At 61.4% G+C, this 14,840-nt stretch carries 13 protein-coding genes; 11 read left to right on the plus strand and 2 right to left on the minus strand.

Features of this window, described 5'->3' with window-relative positions:
- Nucleotides 1-12: 12 nt before the first annotated feature.
- Nucleotides 13-1,017 (minus strand): MBL fold metallo-hydrolase, encoded by a 1,005-nt coding sequence (locus tag HKD31_RS05680; RefSeq protein ID WP_194264470.1) that lies wholly within the window; start codon nt 1,015-1,017, stop codon nt 13-15.
- A gap of 137 nt (nt 1,018-1,154) precedes the next feature.
- On the opposite strand from HKD31_RS05680, the gene tkt reads away from it, so the two are divergent.
- From tkt to HKD31_RS05735, 11 genes are all read left to right on the plus strand, one after another.
- Nucleotides 1,155-3,212 (plus strand): transketolase, encoded by a 2,058-nt coding sequence (gene tkt / locus HKD31_RS05685; protein ID WP_194264221.1) that lies wholly within the window; start codon nt 1,155-1,157, stop codon nt 3,210-3,212.
- 12 nt (nt 3,213-3,224) lie between these two features.
- The gene (locus HKD31_RS05690) at nt 3,225-6,098 is read left to right on the plus strand and encodes a bifunctional transaldolase/phosoglucose isomerase (RefSeq protein WP_194264220.1); all 2,874 of its coding nucleotides are present in this window, start codon (nt 3,225-3,227) and stop codon (nt 6,096-6,098) included.
- Between the two features lie 3 nt (nt 6,099-6,101).
- The gene (gnd, locus tag HKD31_RS05695; RefSeq protein WP_062497486.1) at nt 6,102-7,100 is read left to right on the plus strand and encodes a phosphogluconate dehydrogenase (NAD(+)-dependent, decarboxylating); all 999 of its coding nucleotides are present in this window, start codon (nt 6,102-6,104) and stop codon (nt 7,098-7,100) included.
- Nucleotides 7,101-7,206: 106 nt separating this feature from the next.
- A complete protein-coding gene (locus tag HKD31_RS05700; protein ID WP_194264219.1) occupies nt 7,207-8,067 on the plus strand; it encodes a Cof-type HAD-IIB family hydrolase in 861 nt (286 codons plus the stop codon).
- Nucleotides 8,064-8,804, plus strand: coding sequence for a 6-phosphogluconolactonase (gene pgl / locus HKD31_RS05705; RefSeq protein ID WP_194264218.1), 741 nt, complete (start codon nt 8,064-8,066; stop codon nt 8,802-8,804). Before HKD31_RS05700 ends, pgl begins: the two co-directional genes overlap by 4 nt.
- A complete protein-coding gene (gene rpiA, locus HKD31_RS05710) occupies nt 8,801-9,496 on the plus strand; it encodes a ribose-5-phosphate isomerase RpiA (RefSeq protein WP_011253230.1) in 696 nt (231 codons plus the stop codon). Before pgl ends, rpiA begins: the two co-directional genes overlap by 4 nt.
- A 2-nt stretch (nt 9,497-9,498) precedes the next feature.
- Nucleotides 9,499-10,035: a gluconokinase gene (locus HKD31_RS05715; protein WP_194264217.1), complete on the plus strand. Its 537-nt coding sequence runs from the start codon at nt 9,499-9,501 to the stop codon at nt 10,033-10,035.
- 3 nt (nt 10,036-10,038) lie between these two features.
- Nucleotides 10,039-10,566, plus strand: coding sequence for a YaiI/YqxD family protein (locus HKD31_RS05720; protein WP_194264216.1), 528 nt, complete (start codon nt 10,039-10,041; stop codon nt 10,564-10,566).
- Nucleotides 10,567-10,621: 55 nt separating this feature from the next.
- Nucleotides 10,622-11,488, plus strand: coding sequence for a LysR family transcriptional regulator (locus HKD31_RS05725; protein WP_194264215.1), 867 nt, complete (start codon nt 10,622-10,624; stop codon nt 11,486-11,488).
- A gap of 145 nt (nt 11,489-11,633) precedes the next feature.
- Nucleotides 11,634-13,076 (plus strand): aldehyde dehydrogenase, encoded by a 1,443-nt coding sequence (gene aldA / locus HKD31_RS05730; RefSeq protein ID WP_194264214.1) that lies wholly within the window; start codon nt 11,634-11,636, stop codon nt 13,074-13,076.
- Between the two features lie 56 nt (nt 13,077-13,132).
- Entirely contained in the window at nt 13,133-13,660 is a 528-nt protein-coding gene (locus HKD31_RS05735) for a type 1 glutamine amidotransferase domain-containing protein (RefSeq protein WP_172492904.1), read from the plus strand.
- 70 nt (nt 13,661-13,730) lie between these two features.
- On the opposite strand, the gene HKD31_RS05740 is transcribed toward HKD31_RS05735, so the two are convergent.
- Complete coding sequence (locus tag HKD31_RS05740) at nt 13,731-14,837, minus strand: glycerophosphodiester phosphodiesterase family protein (RefSeq protein WP_194264213.1); 1,107 nt, start codon at nt 14,835-14,837, stop codon at nt 13,731-13,733.
- Between the last annotated feature and the right edge of the window lie 3 nt (nt 14,838-14,840).

Here is a 14,840-nt window from a genome sequence, read left to right on the forward strand (position 1 = left end):
TCGGAGGAGAGGTTAGCTTTTTGTGTCAGCCGGCGGAAGGGTAAGGCTCTCACCGTTCTCCAGTGCTGCGAAGGGGCGGCTTCCGGGACGGCTGGCGAATTCCAGGCGGGTGGGGGGCTCCAGAATGGCTTCGTCGGTGAGCTGGAAGGTCCCGAAATGGATGGGCAGCCCCTGTTTTGCCCTGAGTGTATCGAACGCCATAAGGGCTTCTTCGGGCGACATATGGACGCGCCGCATCAGGTCGCGCGGGTCGTAGGCGCCGATGGGCAGGATGGCGAGGTCGATGTCCGGCCAGCGGCGGTGAATCGCGTCGAAATGCTTGCCCCAGGCCGTGTCGCCCGCGAAAAAGACCGTGTAGCCATCCGCTTCGATCGTGAACCCGCCCCACAGCGCACGGTTGGAATCGAACGGTGTGCGAGCGCTGCCATGCAGGGCCGGGGTGGCCGTGATGCGGGCGCCGTCATCGGTCGTGCTTTCCCACCAGTCAAGCTCGGCGATGCGGGGCAGATCGGCCTTTTCCAGATGCCGGCGGTTGCCGGGCAGGGAGATGCACAGCGGATCGTCACGTTCGGCCAGCGCGCGCAGGCTGGGCAGGTCCAGATGGTCGTAATGGCAGTGCGAGACGAGGATGACGTCGATGTGGGGCAGGACATCGAGCGTGATGCCGGGCGGACGAACGCGACGGGGACCGAAACTGCGGAAGGGGGAGCAGCGTTCGGAGAAAACCGGATCAGTGATGATCCGCAGAGGTGCGCGTCCCGCGCGACCAAACTGGAGCAGAACGGTCGCATGGCCGATAAACGTAACGCAGCATTCTCCCGGAGCGGGCATGACCTGTGGCCAGGATTTCTGTGGCGGAAGGGCGTTCGGCCAGCGGGGGCGCAGTCCTATCTGCCAGCGGAAAATGTTCCCGATCCGCTGGGAAGTCCTGCGGGTTGTGCGTGTTTCATCAGGCCGCCAAACCTCGGGATTAAGGTAATGATCACCGTCGAAATGAGACGGGTTGTCATCAAGCACAAGAGCGTGTTTCACAATATGGTTTACCAATCAGCCATTGCGTCCGGCGTGACTTCGCGTCATGCCGTGGCAGCAGAATGCGCGGGGGATATCGTTGCGTTTCTTCCCGTCAGTCACAAGCCGGAGACCCCGTTCCGATGAGTACGCTTCCCCAACTCGCCATCAATACGATCCGTACCCTTTCGATGGAAGGTGTTGAACGCGCCAATTCCGGCCATCCTGGCACGGCCATGGCCCTTGCTCCCGCGATGTACGCGGTGTGGCAGCATGATCTGAAATACGATCCGGCCGACCCGTGCTGGCCGGCGCGTGACCGCTTTGTCCTCTCGGTCGGCCATGCGTCGATGCTCCTGTATTCCACCCTCTTCCTGACGGGTGTGAAGGATATCCGGGACGGCAAGGTCGTCGATGCCCCGTCGCTGACGGTGGAAGACCTCTCCCAGTTCCGTCAGCTGAACTCCAAGACGCCGGGCCATCCGGAATACCGCTTTACCGCTGGTGTCGAGACCACGACTGGCCCGCTTGGGCAGGGTTGCGGCAATTCCGTCGGTATGGCGATTGCGCAGAAATGGATGTCCGCACGTTACGACCGTCCGGGCTTCAAGCTGTTCGACTACCACGTGACGGTGTTCTGTGGAGACGGTGACATGATGGAGGGCGTGGCGTCTGAAGCTGCGTCTACCGCCGGTCATCTGGCTCTGGGGAACCTGACCTGGATCTATGATTCAAACCAGATTTCCATTGAAGGCTCGACGGATCTGGCTTTCACGGAAAATGTCGGCAAGCGCTTCGAGGCCTATGGCTGGCACGTCCAGACGCTGACGGACGGCAATGACGTCGATGCCATCCTTGCCGCGCTGAAGGCTGCGCGCGCGGTGACGGACCGTCCGAGCCTTATCGTTCTCAAGACGATCATCGGTTACGGCGCGCCCAAGAAGGCTGGCACGGCCTCGGCCCATGGTGAGCCGCTGGGTGCGGATGAAATCAAGGGTGCAAAGAAGGCCTATGGCTGGCCGGAAGACGCTCCGGACTTCTACGTGCCGGATGGCGTGAAGGAGCATTTTGCCGACGGCCTTGGCAAGCGTGGCGCGGAAGCGCATGCGGAATGGCGCGAGCTGTTCTCGGCCTATCGCGAGGCACATCCGGACCTTGCTGCTGAAATCGACTGCATCATCGAGCATCGTCTGCCGGAAGGCTGGGACAAGGATATCCCGACCTTCGACGCGGATGCGAAGGGCATTGCTTCGCGTGCAAGCTCGGGCCAGGTGCTGAACGCGGTTGCGAAGAACCTGCCCTGGATGATCGGTGGCTCTGCGGACCTGACGCCCTCCACCAAGACGGACATCAAGGGCGGTGGCTCCTTCCAGCCGGAAAAATGGAACGGCAGCTATGGCGGCCGGAACATCCATTTCGGTGTGCGCGAACATGCGATGGGCTCCATCTGCAACGGCATCGCGTTGTCGGGGATCCGCGCTTACGGTTCGGGCTTCCTGATCTTCTCCGATTACATGAAGGCCCCGATCCGTCTGTCGGCCATCATGGAACTGCCGGTTCTGTACATTTTCACGCATGACTCCATCGGTGTGGGTGAGGACGGTCCGACGCATCAGCCGATCGAACAGTTTGCCCAGTTGCGCGCCACGCCGGGGATCATGACGATCCGTCCGTCCGATGCCAACGAAGTGGCGGAAGCCTGGCGCACGCTGATCCCGATGACGCACAAGCCGGCGGTGCTCGCACTGAGCCGTCAGAACCTGCCGACGATCGACCGTACGAAATATGCTTCCGCCGCCGGTCTGGCGAAGGGTGGCTATGTGCTGGCGAGCTGTGAGGGCAAGCCGGACGTGATCCTGATTGCTTCGGGTTCAGAAGTCAGTCTCGTGGTCTCGGCTTACGAGAAGCTGACGGAAGAGGGCATCAAGGCCCGCGTGGTGTCCATGCCGAGCTTCGACCTGTTCGAAGAGCAGAGCCAGGAATACCGTGATTCCGTGCTGCCGCCGGATGTCATCGGTCGCGTTGCGGTCGAGCAGGCCGCAGCCTTCGGCTGGGACCGCTATGTCGGCATCGGTGGTGCGATCATCGCCATGAACACGTTCGGTGCGTCGGCTCCGGCTTCCGCACTGCTTACGAAATTCGGTTTCACGCCTGAGGCGGTCTATGACGCGGCAAAGCGTCAGGCCCTGCGCGGCAAGTAAGGGAGAGATCCTGTGGCAGACACAATCTCCAATACCGGTCTGAACGAAGTCGGCAGTGTGCTGCGCGACCTTGAGAAATACGGTCAGTCTCCCTGGCTGGACTTCATCCAGCGCAGCTTCACGGAGGATGGCAGCCTCCGCAAGCTGGTGGACGAGGACGGCCTGCGGGGTGTGACGTCCAACCCGGCCATCTTCGAGAAGGCCATCGGGCACGGCACCGAATACGATCCGCAGATCCGCAAGCTGCTCGAAGGGGAGGGTCTGTCCCCCGGCGAGCTGTACGAGCATCTCGCCATTGACGATATCCGCTCGGCCTGTGCGGTGCTGGATCCGGTGTTCGAAAAGACCAAGGGGCTGGACGGCTATGTCAGCCTCGAGGTTTCGCCCTATCTGGCCTTCGATGCGCACGGTACCATCACGGAAGCGCGCCGCCTGTGGAAGGCAGTCGGACGCCCGAACCTGATGATCAAGATCCCGGGTACGGTTGAAGGCACGGGTGCGATCCGCGAAGCCATCGCGGACGGCATCAATGTTAACGTGACGCTGCTGTTCTCGCTGGATGCGTACAAGGCGGTCCTGGAAGCCTATATTTCCGGTCTTGAAGCGCGTGTGGCCCGTGGCGAAGAAATCTCGCGCATCTCCAGCGTGGCATCGTTCTTCGTCAGCCGTATTGACGGGAAGATCGACGCGGAAATCGACCGTCGCGTTGCCGCAGGGGACCCGGAAGCTGAAGCGCTGAAGGCCATTCGCGGCAAGGTTGCGATCGCCAATGCCAAGATGGCGTACCAGTACTATCTGGAAGTCCGCAACAGCCCGCGCTGGAAGGCTCTGGCGGAAAAGGGTGCGAACCCGCAGCGTCTGCTCTGGGCCAGCACCGGGACCAAGGACAAGGCCTATTCCGACGTCCTGTATGTCGAGGAGCTGATCGGCCCCGAGACGGTCAACACCATCCCGCCCGCAACATTCGATGCTTTCCGCGATCACGGCAAATCCCGTGCGAGTCTGACGGAAAACGTCGATCAGGCGCGGCACGTCATGGCAGAGGCCGAGCGCCTGGGTCTGGGTCTGGACGCGATTACGGCCAAGCTGGTCAAGGATGGCTGTGCAGCGTTCAGCGTCTCGTTCGATACGCTGCTGACGGCCGTTGCCACCAAGCGCGAGGCCGTGCTGGGCGATCGTCTGCTGCGGGTCAGCGCGGATCTGCCGCCTGATCTGCGAGATGATGTTGCCGCGGCTGAAAAGGACTGGAGCCACAGTGGCGGTCTGCGCCGCATCTGGAAGAAGGACCCGTCCGTCTGGACGAACGGTCCGGAAGCCGGATGGCTGAACTGGCTGACGGTCGTGCAGGACCGCCTGTGGCATATCGAGGAGCTGGAAGTCCTGGCCCGCGATGTCCGCAGTCGCGGCTTCAAGGATATTCTGCTCCTGGGCATGGGTGGTTCGAGCCTTGGTCCCGAGGTTCTGGCCGAGACGTTCGGGCAGCGCGAAGGCTGGCCGAAGCTGCATGTGCTCGACAGCACGGACCCGCAGCAGGTTACGGCGTTCGAAAAAGCCATCGATCCGAAGAACACCCTGTTCATCGTGGCCAGCAAGTCCGGCGGTACGCTGGAGCCGAACATTCTGTTCGCGCATTTCTGGCAGGTCGCGGGGCAGGCTCTGGGCAAGAAGCCGGGTGACAGCTTCATCGCCATCACCGATCCGGGCTCGCACATGCAGAAGGTGGCCGAGGAAAACGGCTTCTGGCGCATTTTCTATGGCGATCCGAAAATCGGTGGCCGTTATTCGGTCCTGTCCAATTTCGGTCTTGTCCCGGCTGCCGCGAGCGGCATCGATGTCCGCAAGCTGCTGACGATCACGCGTCTGATGGTGGAATCCTGTGACGGCAGTGCACCCCCTTCTGCCAATCCGGGTGCGGTCCTTGGTCTGATCCTGGGTCATGCCGCGCACTGCTTTGGCCGTGACAAGGTGACGATCCTGGCGTCTGACGGGATTGCCTCACTAGGGGCCTGGCTCGAACAGCTGATTGCCGAGAGCACCGGCAAGAAGGGCCTCGGACTCATCCCCATCGATGAGGAAGAGCTTGGGACGCCGGATGTCTACGGAACAGACCGTGTCTTCGTGGATCTGCTGCTGGGCGAGGATGTTCCCGACAGCCGCCTTGGCGCCCTGCGCGCCGCTGGTGCCCCTGTAGTCACCATCCGCCTGGCCGATGCGTCCCAGATTGGGCAGGCATTCTTCCTGTTTGAATTCGCTACCGCTGTTGCCGGTGCGGTTCTCGGGATCGACCCGTTCGATCAGCCGGATGTGGAGTTCAGCAAGCTTGAGACGCGCAAGCTGACCTCGGCCTATGCTGAGACAGGCTCGCTACCGCCGGAAACGCCCTTCGCCAAGGATGGTCCGCTGTCCTTTTACGCGGATGCGAAGAACACGGAAGCCTCTGGAAACAAAGGTGATGCGGTCTCCATCCTCAAGGCGCTCTTTGATCGCGTAAAGCCGGGTGACTATGTCGGGCTACTCGCCTATATCAGGCGCGACCAGCAGACCCGGGACTGGGCACAGTCCGTTCGCATGGAGCTTCGGGACGCGCTGAAGGTGGCAACAGCCGCTGAATTCGGGCCCCGGTTCCTGCACTCGACGGGCCAGGCCTACAAGGGCGGACCCGACAGCGGCGTGTTCCTGCAGGTTACGGCGACGGATGCGGCGGATGTGCCGGTTCCGGGCCATGGCTTCAGCTTCAGTGTCGTGAAAGCGGCACAGGCGCGAGGCGATTTCGAGGTGCTCGCGGCCCGTGGTCGTCGTGCCCTCCGCGTTCATATCGATGGACCGCTGGAGGACGGGCTGAAGGCTCTGGAAACGGCGATTCACAAAGCACTGGCAGGAGCATAAGTCATGCGGATCGGAATCATCGGACTGGGACGGATGGGCGGCAACATTGCTATTCGTCTGACCCGGCATGGGCATGATGTTGTCGTGCATGACCGCACGCCGGAAGTCACCACGTCGGTCGTCAGCCGCTGTGAAGCCGGGCGCGCAACGCCTGCCGATACGCTGGCCGATATGGCAAAACTGCTTGAGGGCGACGAGCACCGTGTGGTGTGGGTCATGCTGCCCGCAGGAGCCATCACCGAGGATTGCGTTCAGCAACTCGGTGGTCTGCTCGGACGTGGCGATATCATCATTGATGGCGGCAACACCTACTACAAGGACGATGTCCGCCGCTCGGCCGAACTGGCCGAAAAGGGCATTTCCTATGTCGATGTCGGGACTTCGGGCGGTGTCTGGGGTCTGGAACGTGGCTACTGTATGATGTTTGGCGGTACGAAAGAGACCGCCGAATACATCGACCCGATCCTCAGCGCGCTGGCGCCGGGCATCGGGGATGTGCCGCGCACGCCGGGCCGTGACGAAAAGGGTCATGATCCGCGGGCCGAGCAGGGCTATCTGCACTGTGGTCCCGCCGGTTCGGGCCACTTCGTGAAGATGGTCCATAACGGCATCGAATACGGCATGATGCAGGCCTTCGCCGAAGGCTTCGATATCATGAAGAGCAAGAACTCCCCGGTCCTCGCGGAAAAGGACCGGTTCGAGCTCAACATGGGTGACATCGCGGAAGTCTGGCGTCGCGGAAGTGTCGTGTCGTCCTGGCTGCTCGACCTGACGGCCGAGGCCCTGACGCGTTCGGAGACTCTCAACGAGTTCTCCGGCGAAGTTGCGGATTCCGGTGAGGGTCGCTGGACGATCGAGGCCGCTATTGAAGAAGACGTGCCGGCTCCCGTCATGACGGCTGCGCTGTTCACGCGCTTCCGCTCACGGTCGGGTAATAATTTTGCCGAGAAAATTCTCTCGGCACAGCGTTTCGGTTTCGGCGGACACGTCGAAAAGAAATAAGCCTGCGCCCCGCATGGGCAAGGACTGGCTGGCAGGGTATGGTTTTGCCATCGATGACCAGCCAGCCCCCGCAAAGACTCTGACGGGGGTTTTTACAGGGGCTTTTATGTCCGTTGACCTCGACGCCATCCATGCGGATCTGCCGCCGCTGCCACAGACCATCCGTATGGTCGTGTCCGACATGGATGGAACCCTCCTGACGTCAGACAAGACCATCGCGCCTTCGACGCGGGCCATGGTCAGGGTGCTGCAGGAGCGGGGAATTCCGCTCTGTCTGGCCAGTGCAAGACCGCCTGCCGCCATGGTCCCCTATATCGAGCAGCTCGGCCTGACCGGGCAGAATGCCGGCTTCAATGGTGGCATCATCTTCAAGCCTGACGGCACCACGTCCGTCAGTCGTGTTCTGTCCCCCGATGTGCTGTCGATCGTCCATGACATGCTGCATCTGCACGGGATCGAGACCTGGTTCCTGCGGCAGTCCTACTGGATGGTGAGGGACGCCTATACGCCCTTCGTCCAGCACGAACAGGGCATCACCGGCCTGACACCACATCAGGTTCCCGATCTTCGCAAGGAGTTCGAGGGCATCGGCAAGGTGATGGGCGTGAGCAGCGATACCAGTCTGCTTCAGGACATTGAGACCGAGCTTGGGGTCATGCTCCAGGGCGACGCGAGCGTGCGCCGTTCTTCCGATATTCTTCTCGACGTGACGCCGGCCCTGGCCAACAAGGGTGAGGCCATTCGCGAACTGGCGCTTGCTCACGGCATTGCGCCACACGAGGTCGCCTGTCTTGGTGATGCCCATAACGATCTGCCGATGTTTTCGGTGGCGGGACTGGGCATTGCGATGGGGCAGGCCGAAGACGATGTGAAAGCCGCCGCGCAGGTTCTCACAGACACCAACGAGCGCGATGGCTGGGCCAAGGCCGTCGAGCGCTACATCCTGCCGAGAGTTCCCAATCCATGACCACCGACATTCGTGCCGCCACGCTGGAAACCCTTCCTGACTCTGAAGCCGTTGCCCTGCGGATGGCGGATCTTCTCGTCGAAGGGATTCTGGCCAAGACGGATGGCCCGTTCCGGGTTGCCCTGTCCGGCGGCTCCACGCCCAAGCGCCTGTTCGAGATCCTGGCTACGCCGTCCCGCGCAAAGCTGATCCCGTGGGAGCGTGTCGAGATTTTCTACGGCGACGAGCGACACGTGCCGGAAGGCCATGCGGACAGCAACCACACGGTCGGCCAGTCCGTCCTGCTGTCCCGCGTTCCGGTGCCAGCGCAGAATGTCCATGCCATTCCGACCGCTGGTACGGTGGAAGAGGATGCGAAGGCCTACGAAAAGACCCTTCAGGCCGCTTATGGCTCCGCAACGCTCGATCCGCAGCGCCCGCTGTTTGATCTGGTCATGCTAGGTCTGGGTACCGATGGTCACACGGCCTCGCTGTTTCCCGGGCAGCCGGTTCTGAAGGAGCGGACGGCCTGGGTCGGGACGGCCGCACCGTCCACAGCACCTTACGAGCGCATCACGCTCACCTATCCCGCCATCCAGTCCAGCGCGCTGGTCGTGTTCCTCGTGACGGGGGCCTCCAAGGTCGAGATGCTGGAGCGCCTGGTCGAGGGCGACAGTTCCATCCCGTCCGCACGGGTGACGAGCGAGGGACGGATCATCATTCTGGCAGACCGCGCTGCGGTGGGAGAAGACGCATGAGCGGCACGGATATGAACGTTCACAAGCGCACGGCTGCCCGTGAAGCTGCGGATATGGTCAAAAGCGGCATGGTCGTGGGGCTCGGGACCGGCAGCACAGCGGCGTACATGATCGAGCGTCTGGGCGAGCGCGTTGCGGAAGGCTTGGAGATCTTTGGCATTCCGACCTCGGATGACAGCGAGGACAAGGCGCTCAAGGCCGGAATTCCGCTGACCGATTTCAGCGCGCATCGCCGGATCGACATTGCCATTGATGGCGCGGACGAGGTCCAGCGTGGTTCGCTCAATCTTATCAAGGGGCTGGGCGGGGCATTGCTGCGTGAAAAGATTGTGGCGCAGGCAGCCAAGCGGTTCGTGGTGATCGTGGACGGCACCAAGCCCGTGGACCTGCTGGGCGAACGTGCGCCGGTGCCGGTGGAAGTCATTTCCTTCGGCTGGGAATGCACGGCAGAACGTCTGGCAGCCTGTGGCGCACGCGGCGTGAAGCCGAGGACGGACCGGGCCGGATCGCTGTTCGTAACCGATACCGGCAACATGATTCTGGACTGCCATTTTGGACCGATCGAAAAGCCCGAGGAACTGGCTGAGAAAATCGACCGGATCGTGGGTGTCGTGGAGCACGGCATGTTTCTCAACATGGCGTCCGAAGTCCTCGTGGCGACGCCGGATGGTGTGGAGCACTGGGAGCCATGAAAATGACGGAAAATGAAATACAGCTGGGTCTGAAGCCGCGTTTTCTCGTGGTCATGGGCGTGTCCGGAACAGGCAAGACGACGGTTGCAACCGGACTGGCCACGCGTCTGGGCTGGCATTTTCAGGAAGGCGATGCACTGCACCCGCCGGCCAATGTCGAAAAGATGAGCACCGGTCAGCCGCTGACCGATGCGGATCGCGCCCCTTGGCTTGCGCTCTGTCATGACTGGCTGCGCGAACAGGTGAAGGCCGGACATGGCGCCGTCCTGACGTGTTCCGCGCTCAAGCGCTCCTATCGTGAGCAGCTTCGCGGCGAGGACCTGCCGATCGAGTTCGTGCATATCGATACGTCGGCCGGGGAACTTGCTGAACGCTTGCAGCGCCGGGAAGGGCATTTCATGCCGGCGAGCCTGCTGCCCAGCCAGCTTGCGACACTTGAAGTACCTGGCGACGACGAGCCTGTAATCCGGGTCTCGGGCGAGAAGCACCCCGATGTGGTGCTGGAGGAGCTGATCCGCCATTTTCAGGCGGAGGACTGATCCATGGCCGAGACCACCCGGCTTCTGGTGGATGCCGATGCGTGCCCGGTCAAGGATGAGATCTACCGGGTCGGGGCACGCTACAGCCTTAAGACGGTCATCGTTGCCAATAGCTGGATGAATATCCCGCAGTCGCCGCTTATCGAGCGCGTCGTGGTGCCGGAAGGGCCGGACGTGGCAGATGACTGGATTGCGGGACAGGTGACGCCTGCGGATATCGTCATCACCAGCGACATTCCGCTCGCGGTGCGCTGTCTGGCGAAAAAAGCCTCTGTCCTGCGGCCGAATGGCGAGGAAATCGACGAACGCTCCGTGGGGATGGTCTCGGCCATGCGGGACCTGATGCAGGGTCTGCGCGAGACGGGAGCGGTCACGACCTACAATCCGTCCTTCGGGAAAAACGACCGGAGCCGGTTTTTATCCGCGCTCGATACGCTCATCGTGCGACTCCGCAGGAAAGCTGCCCTGGCGCAATCGGTCCCCAGTTCGTCAGAAACAATCCACAGGCCCTTCCCCGGAGATGTTCCCTGATTCTGGGGATATCTTCTACCGGGGGATAATCCCGCCCCGATAAGGATATTTTCCCATGAATCCACTCCGCCTCGCCCAGCTTGAAATGTTCTGCGCGGTCGTGGAGGAGGGGACGGTCGTAGCAGCGTCCCGGCGCCTGAACTGTGTGGCGTCCAATGTGACGGCGCGGCTGAAGGAACTGGAGCTTCTGGTCGGGCAGGAGCTGTTCCTGCGTGAAAAAGGGCGTCTGACCCTCACTCCCGAAGGTCGTCTGTTCTATCAGCAGGCGCTGCCGGTCGTGGCTGGCGCACGGAGCCTGACGGATCTGTTTTCCGAGGGCACTCCGCGCGGTGTCCTGAATATCGGGGCGCTGGATGTCGCTCTTGAGGGCTATCTGCCGCGGATCGTGCCTGAGTTTCTCAAAGCCTGCCCGGGTGTGGAACTGAAGATGTTCCAGCGCCCGACCTATACGCTGGAGCGCATGCTGGCGGATGGGGAAATCGATCTGGCGCTGACGGACGGGCCGATCGTTCATCCCCTGATGGAAAGCCGCTTTGCCTTTCGCGAGAAACTGGCGCTCGCCATGCCGGAAGGACAGAAAGGCGCGCGGGACGGGCAACATGTGTTCCTGTTCAACACCGACTGCTTCTACCGCCGCTATTTCGAGACCTGGCTTGAGCGGCATGGCGTCTCGAACGCGATCATCCACACGGTTGAATCCTATGACGTCATTCTTGCCTGCGTTCAGGCGGGCTTGGGTATTTCCTGTGTTCCGCACAGCATCATTTCACAGGTCAAGAAACGGCGTCGTGAGGGGATCGCGTTTACATATCCGGAAGATCTGAAAGGCAGTGAAGTCTATTTCATCTGGCGTGAGCCGGGACTGAATGATCTCGGGCGGAGATTTCTGGACTATACGCCGCCCCATACAGATATTCATTAAAAGTGAGTCCCGGGCTCACGAATCATCACTTTTTATTATCGGGGAATGCCTGCACCTTACGGTCATCGAATGAACTGCTGGTTGGCTGATGCGTCTGTTTCATCACGGAGCGCAGGGTCGCCACACAGAAAATGCAGGAAATTTCATGACTGAGAAAAGCAATCTTTTCATCAATGGAAGCTGGGTCGCCCCCAAGAATGGCGCGTGGATCAAGGTTGAAAACCCGGCCACGAAAGCGGTTGTCGGCGAAGTGGCCAAGGGCAGTCAGGCCGATGTGGATGCGGCGGTCTCTGCCGCGAAATCAGCCTTTGTTGGCTGGAGCCGCCGTACGGCGACCGAACGTGCCGATTACATCCACGCGCTCAAGGATCTGGTGAAGCGCGACAAGGAAAAGCTGGCCGCCATCATCACGTCAGAAATGGGCAAGCCGCTGAAGGAAGCCCGGATCGAGGTGGATTTTGCTATTGGTCTGCTGCGCTTCTCAGCCGAGAACGTGTTGCGGCTTCAGGGTGAAATCATTCCAGGCAGCTCCCCGGAAGAGAAGATCCTGATCGACCGTGTGCCGCTGGGCGTTATCGGCGCAATCACGGCCTGGAACTTCCCGCTGGCCTTGTGTGCCCGCAAGATCGGTCCGGCTGTGGCCGCGGGCAATACCATCGTCGTCAAGCCGCATGAACTGACGCCGCTGGCCTGCCTGCATCTGGCGAAGCTGGCTGAGGAAGCGAAGATTCCGCACGGCGTCATCAATGTCGTGACGGGCGATGGCAAGGATGTCGGCGTGCCACTGGTGGCGCATAAGGACATCAAGCTCATTACGATGACGGGCTCGACTCCGGCCGGCAAGAAGATCATGGCCGCTGCGTCCGAGACGCTGAAGGAAGTCCGGCTTGAGCTGGGCGGCAAGGCGCCGTTCATGGTCATGGAAGACGCCGATCTGGACAAAGCCGCCGATGCTGCGGTGGCGTCGCGCTTCGGCAATGCCGGTCAGGTTTGCACCTGCAACGAGCGCACCTACATTCATGAGGCCGTCTACGACAGGTTCGTCCAGAAGGTCCGTGAGAAGATCGAGGCCCTGAAGGTCGGCCTGCCGACGGACCCGTCCACGGATATGGGCCCGAAGGTGAGCGAGGACGAGCTCAACAAGGTCCATGAAATGGTCGAGCATGCTGTCCGGCAGGGCGCGCGTCTGGCCATCGGGGGCAAGCGTCTGACAGGCGGCGTGTATGACAAGGGCTATTTCTACGCCCCGACGCTGCTGACGGATGTCACGCAGGACATGGACATCGTGCATAACGAAGTGTTCGGTCCGGTCATGTCGCTGATCCGCGTGAAGGATTTCGATCAGGCGATCGCCTGGGCCAATGACTGCCGTTACGGCCTGTCAGCCTATCTCTTCACCAACGATCTGAGCCGGATCCTGCGCATGACCCGCGATCTGGAATTCGGTGAGGTCTATGTGAACCGTCCGGGTGGTGAGGCGCCGCAGGGCTTCCATCATGGCTACAAGGAAAGTGGCCTGGGCGGTGAAGACGGGCAGCACGGCATGGAAGCCTATGTCCAGACCAAGACCATCTATCTCAACGCCTAATTCTCTAACGGGCGGCGGCCTCTCCGTCGCCCACACTCTCTGAAAGGACCGCAATCATGGTAAAAGTCGCTGCACTGGCCACTGACGGCCTCGAAGAAATCGAACTGACGGGTCCGCAGGAAGCGCTGGAAAAAGCCGGTGCGACCGTCACGGTCATTTCCCTCAAGGCAGGGGAATTCCAGGCCGTGAACAAGGACATCTATCCGTCCAACAAAATCCGCGCCGATCTGGCGATTGCCGATGCAAAGGCCGAGGATTATGACGCGCTGCTGCTTCCGGGCGGTCTGGCCTCTCCGGATGCGTTGCGGATGAACAAGGATGTCGTGGCATTCGCCCGTGCTTTCGTAAAGGCGAACAAGCCGATTGCTGCCATCTGCCACGGCGCGCAGACGCTGATTGAAGTGAATGAACTCAAAGGTCGGACTGTCACATCTTGGCCGGCCATCCGAACTGATCTGGAAAACGCTGGCGCGACCTGGGTGGATAATGAGGTCGTTGTTGACGGACCTTATGTCTTCTCACGCTGCCCGGATGATATTCCGGCTTTCAACAAGGCGATCATCAAGCATTTCAAGATCGCCTGAGATTTCTGTCAGGTCACAAAAAAGGAGGCTCTCCCGATCAGGGAGGCCTCCTTTTTTGTGGCAGCGGCCTTCAGATTATGCCCTTCACGGCAATGCGTCCCAGTGCGGGATCATCCGTGAAGAAGCCGTCGATCCCCATATCCAGATAGCGGCGGACTTCCGTGATCATGCCCTTGGGGTTGCGGGCGGCGTCTCCGGCATCGCTGCGAAGCTGGGCCGGGAGGAAGTGGTTTTCCGGCCGTGCCGTATAGGAATGAACCAGCAGTCCGGCCTTATGGGCATCCGTTACAAGCGTGGAGGGCTCAAGCCACGCACCCTTGCTGTCACGCGGGATCAGGTCCGTGTTGGAGGGACCGATCACGTCGGCATAGTGGCGAACCTCCTTGAGCCCATCGGGCGTCATGAGATCTCCGAACGTCGTGGTCTTGCCGGCTGCCAGAAGATCCGGTGGGACGTCCTTGCGCTCGCCCATGAGCAGCATCAGACGCGCCTGCGGGTTGATGGACAGCACGTCCGCCCGGATGCGGCCCAGATTGCCGGTCTCAAAAGACTGGAGTTCCAGCGGGGCCTGCCGGGTATACTCGTGGGCGGCGATGGTCCGCAGGAACGCGGCTTCGGGGTTCAGGCCGAGGCTGTTGAAATGGGTGGAATGCTTGATTTCCGGCACGAGTCCAAAGACCTTGCCAGTCGCGGCTGACTGTGCGGCGACCTGTTCGATGACTTCCTCGAAGGTCGGGATTTCGAAATGGTCGTCATATCGGGTGTTGTGCACCCGGATCGTGGAAAGGCGCTCGCGGGCGCGGAGGGTCTTGAGTTCGGACAGTGTGAAGTCTGTGGTGAACCAGCCGGTTTCGGTCTTTCCGTCGATCTTCAGCGTACGATGACGGGAGGCGAATTCCGGATGGTCCGCCACGTCCGTCGTGCCGGCGATGTTGCTCTCATGGCGCACGACCAGATGGCCGTCCCTTGTCATGACGAGATCAGGCTCGATGAAATCCGCACCGTCCATCATGGCGCGGGCATAAGAGGCCAGCGTGTGCTCCGGACGCAGGGCCGAGGCCCCACGATGGGCGAACACGAGAGGCTTCAGTGCCAGTGACGGCGCTGCCTTTGCCCGCAGGTGGAGAGCGGGAACTCCGGCAGCCAGCAGGCCCAGTGCGCGGCGGCGTGACAGCATGAC

Origin of the sequence: Gluconobacter potus, assembly GCF_015244705.1 — a bacterium.
GTDB classification, from domain to species: Bacteria; Pseudomonadota; Alphaproteobacteria; order Acetobacterales; family Acetobacteraceae; genus Gluconobacter; species Gluconobacter potus.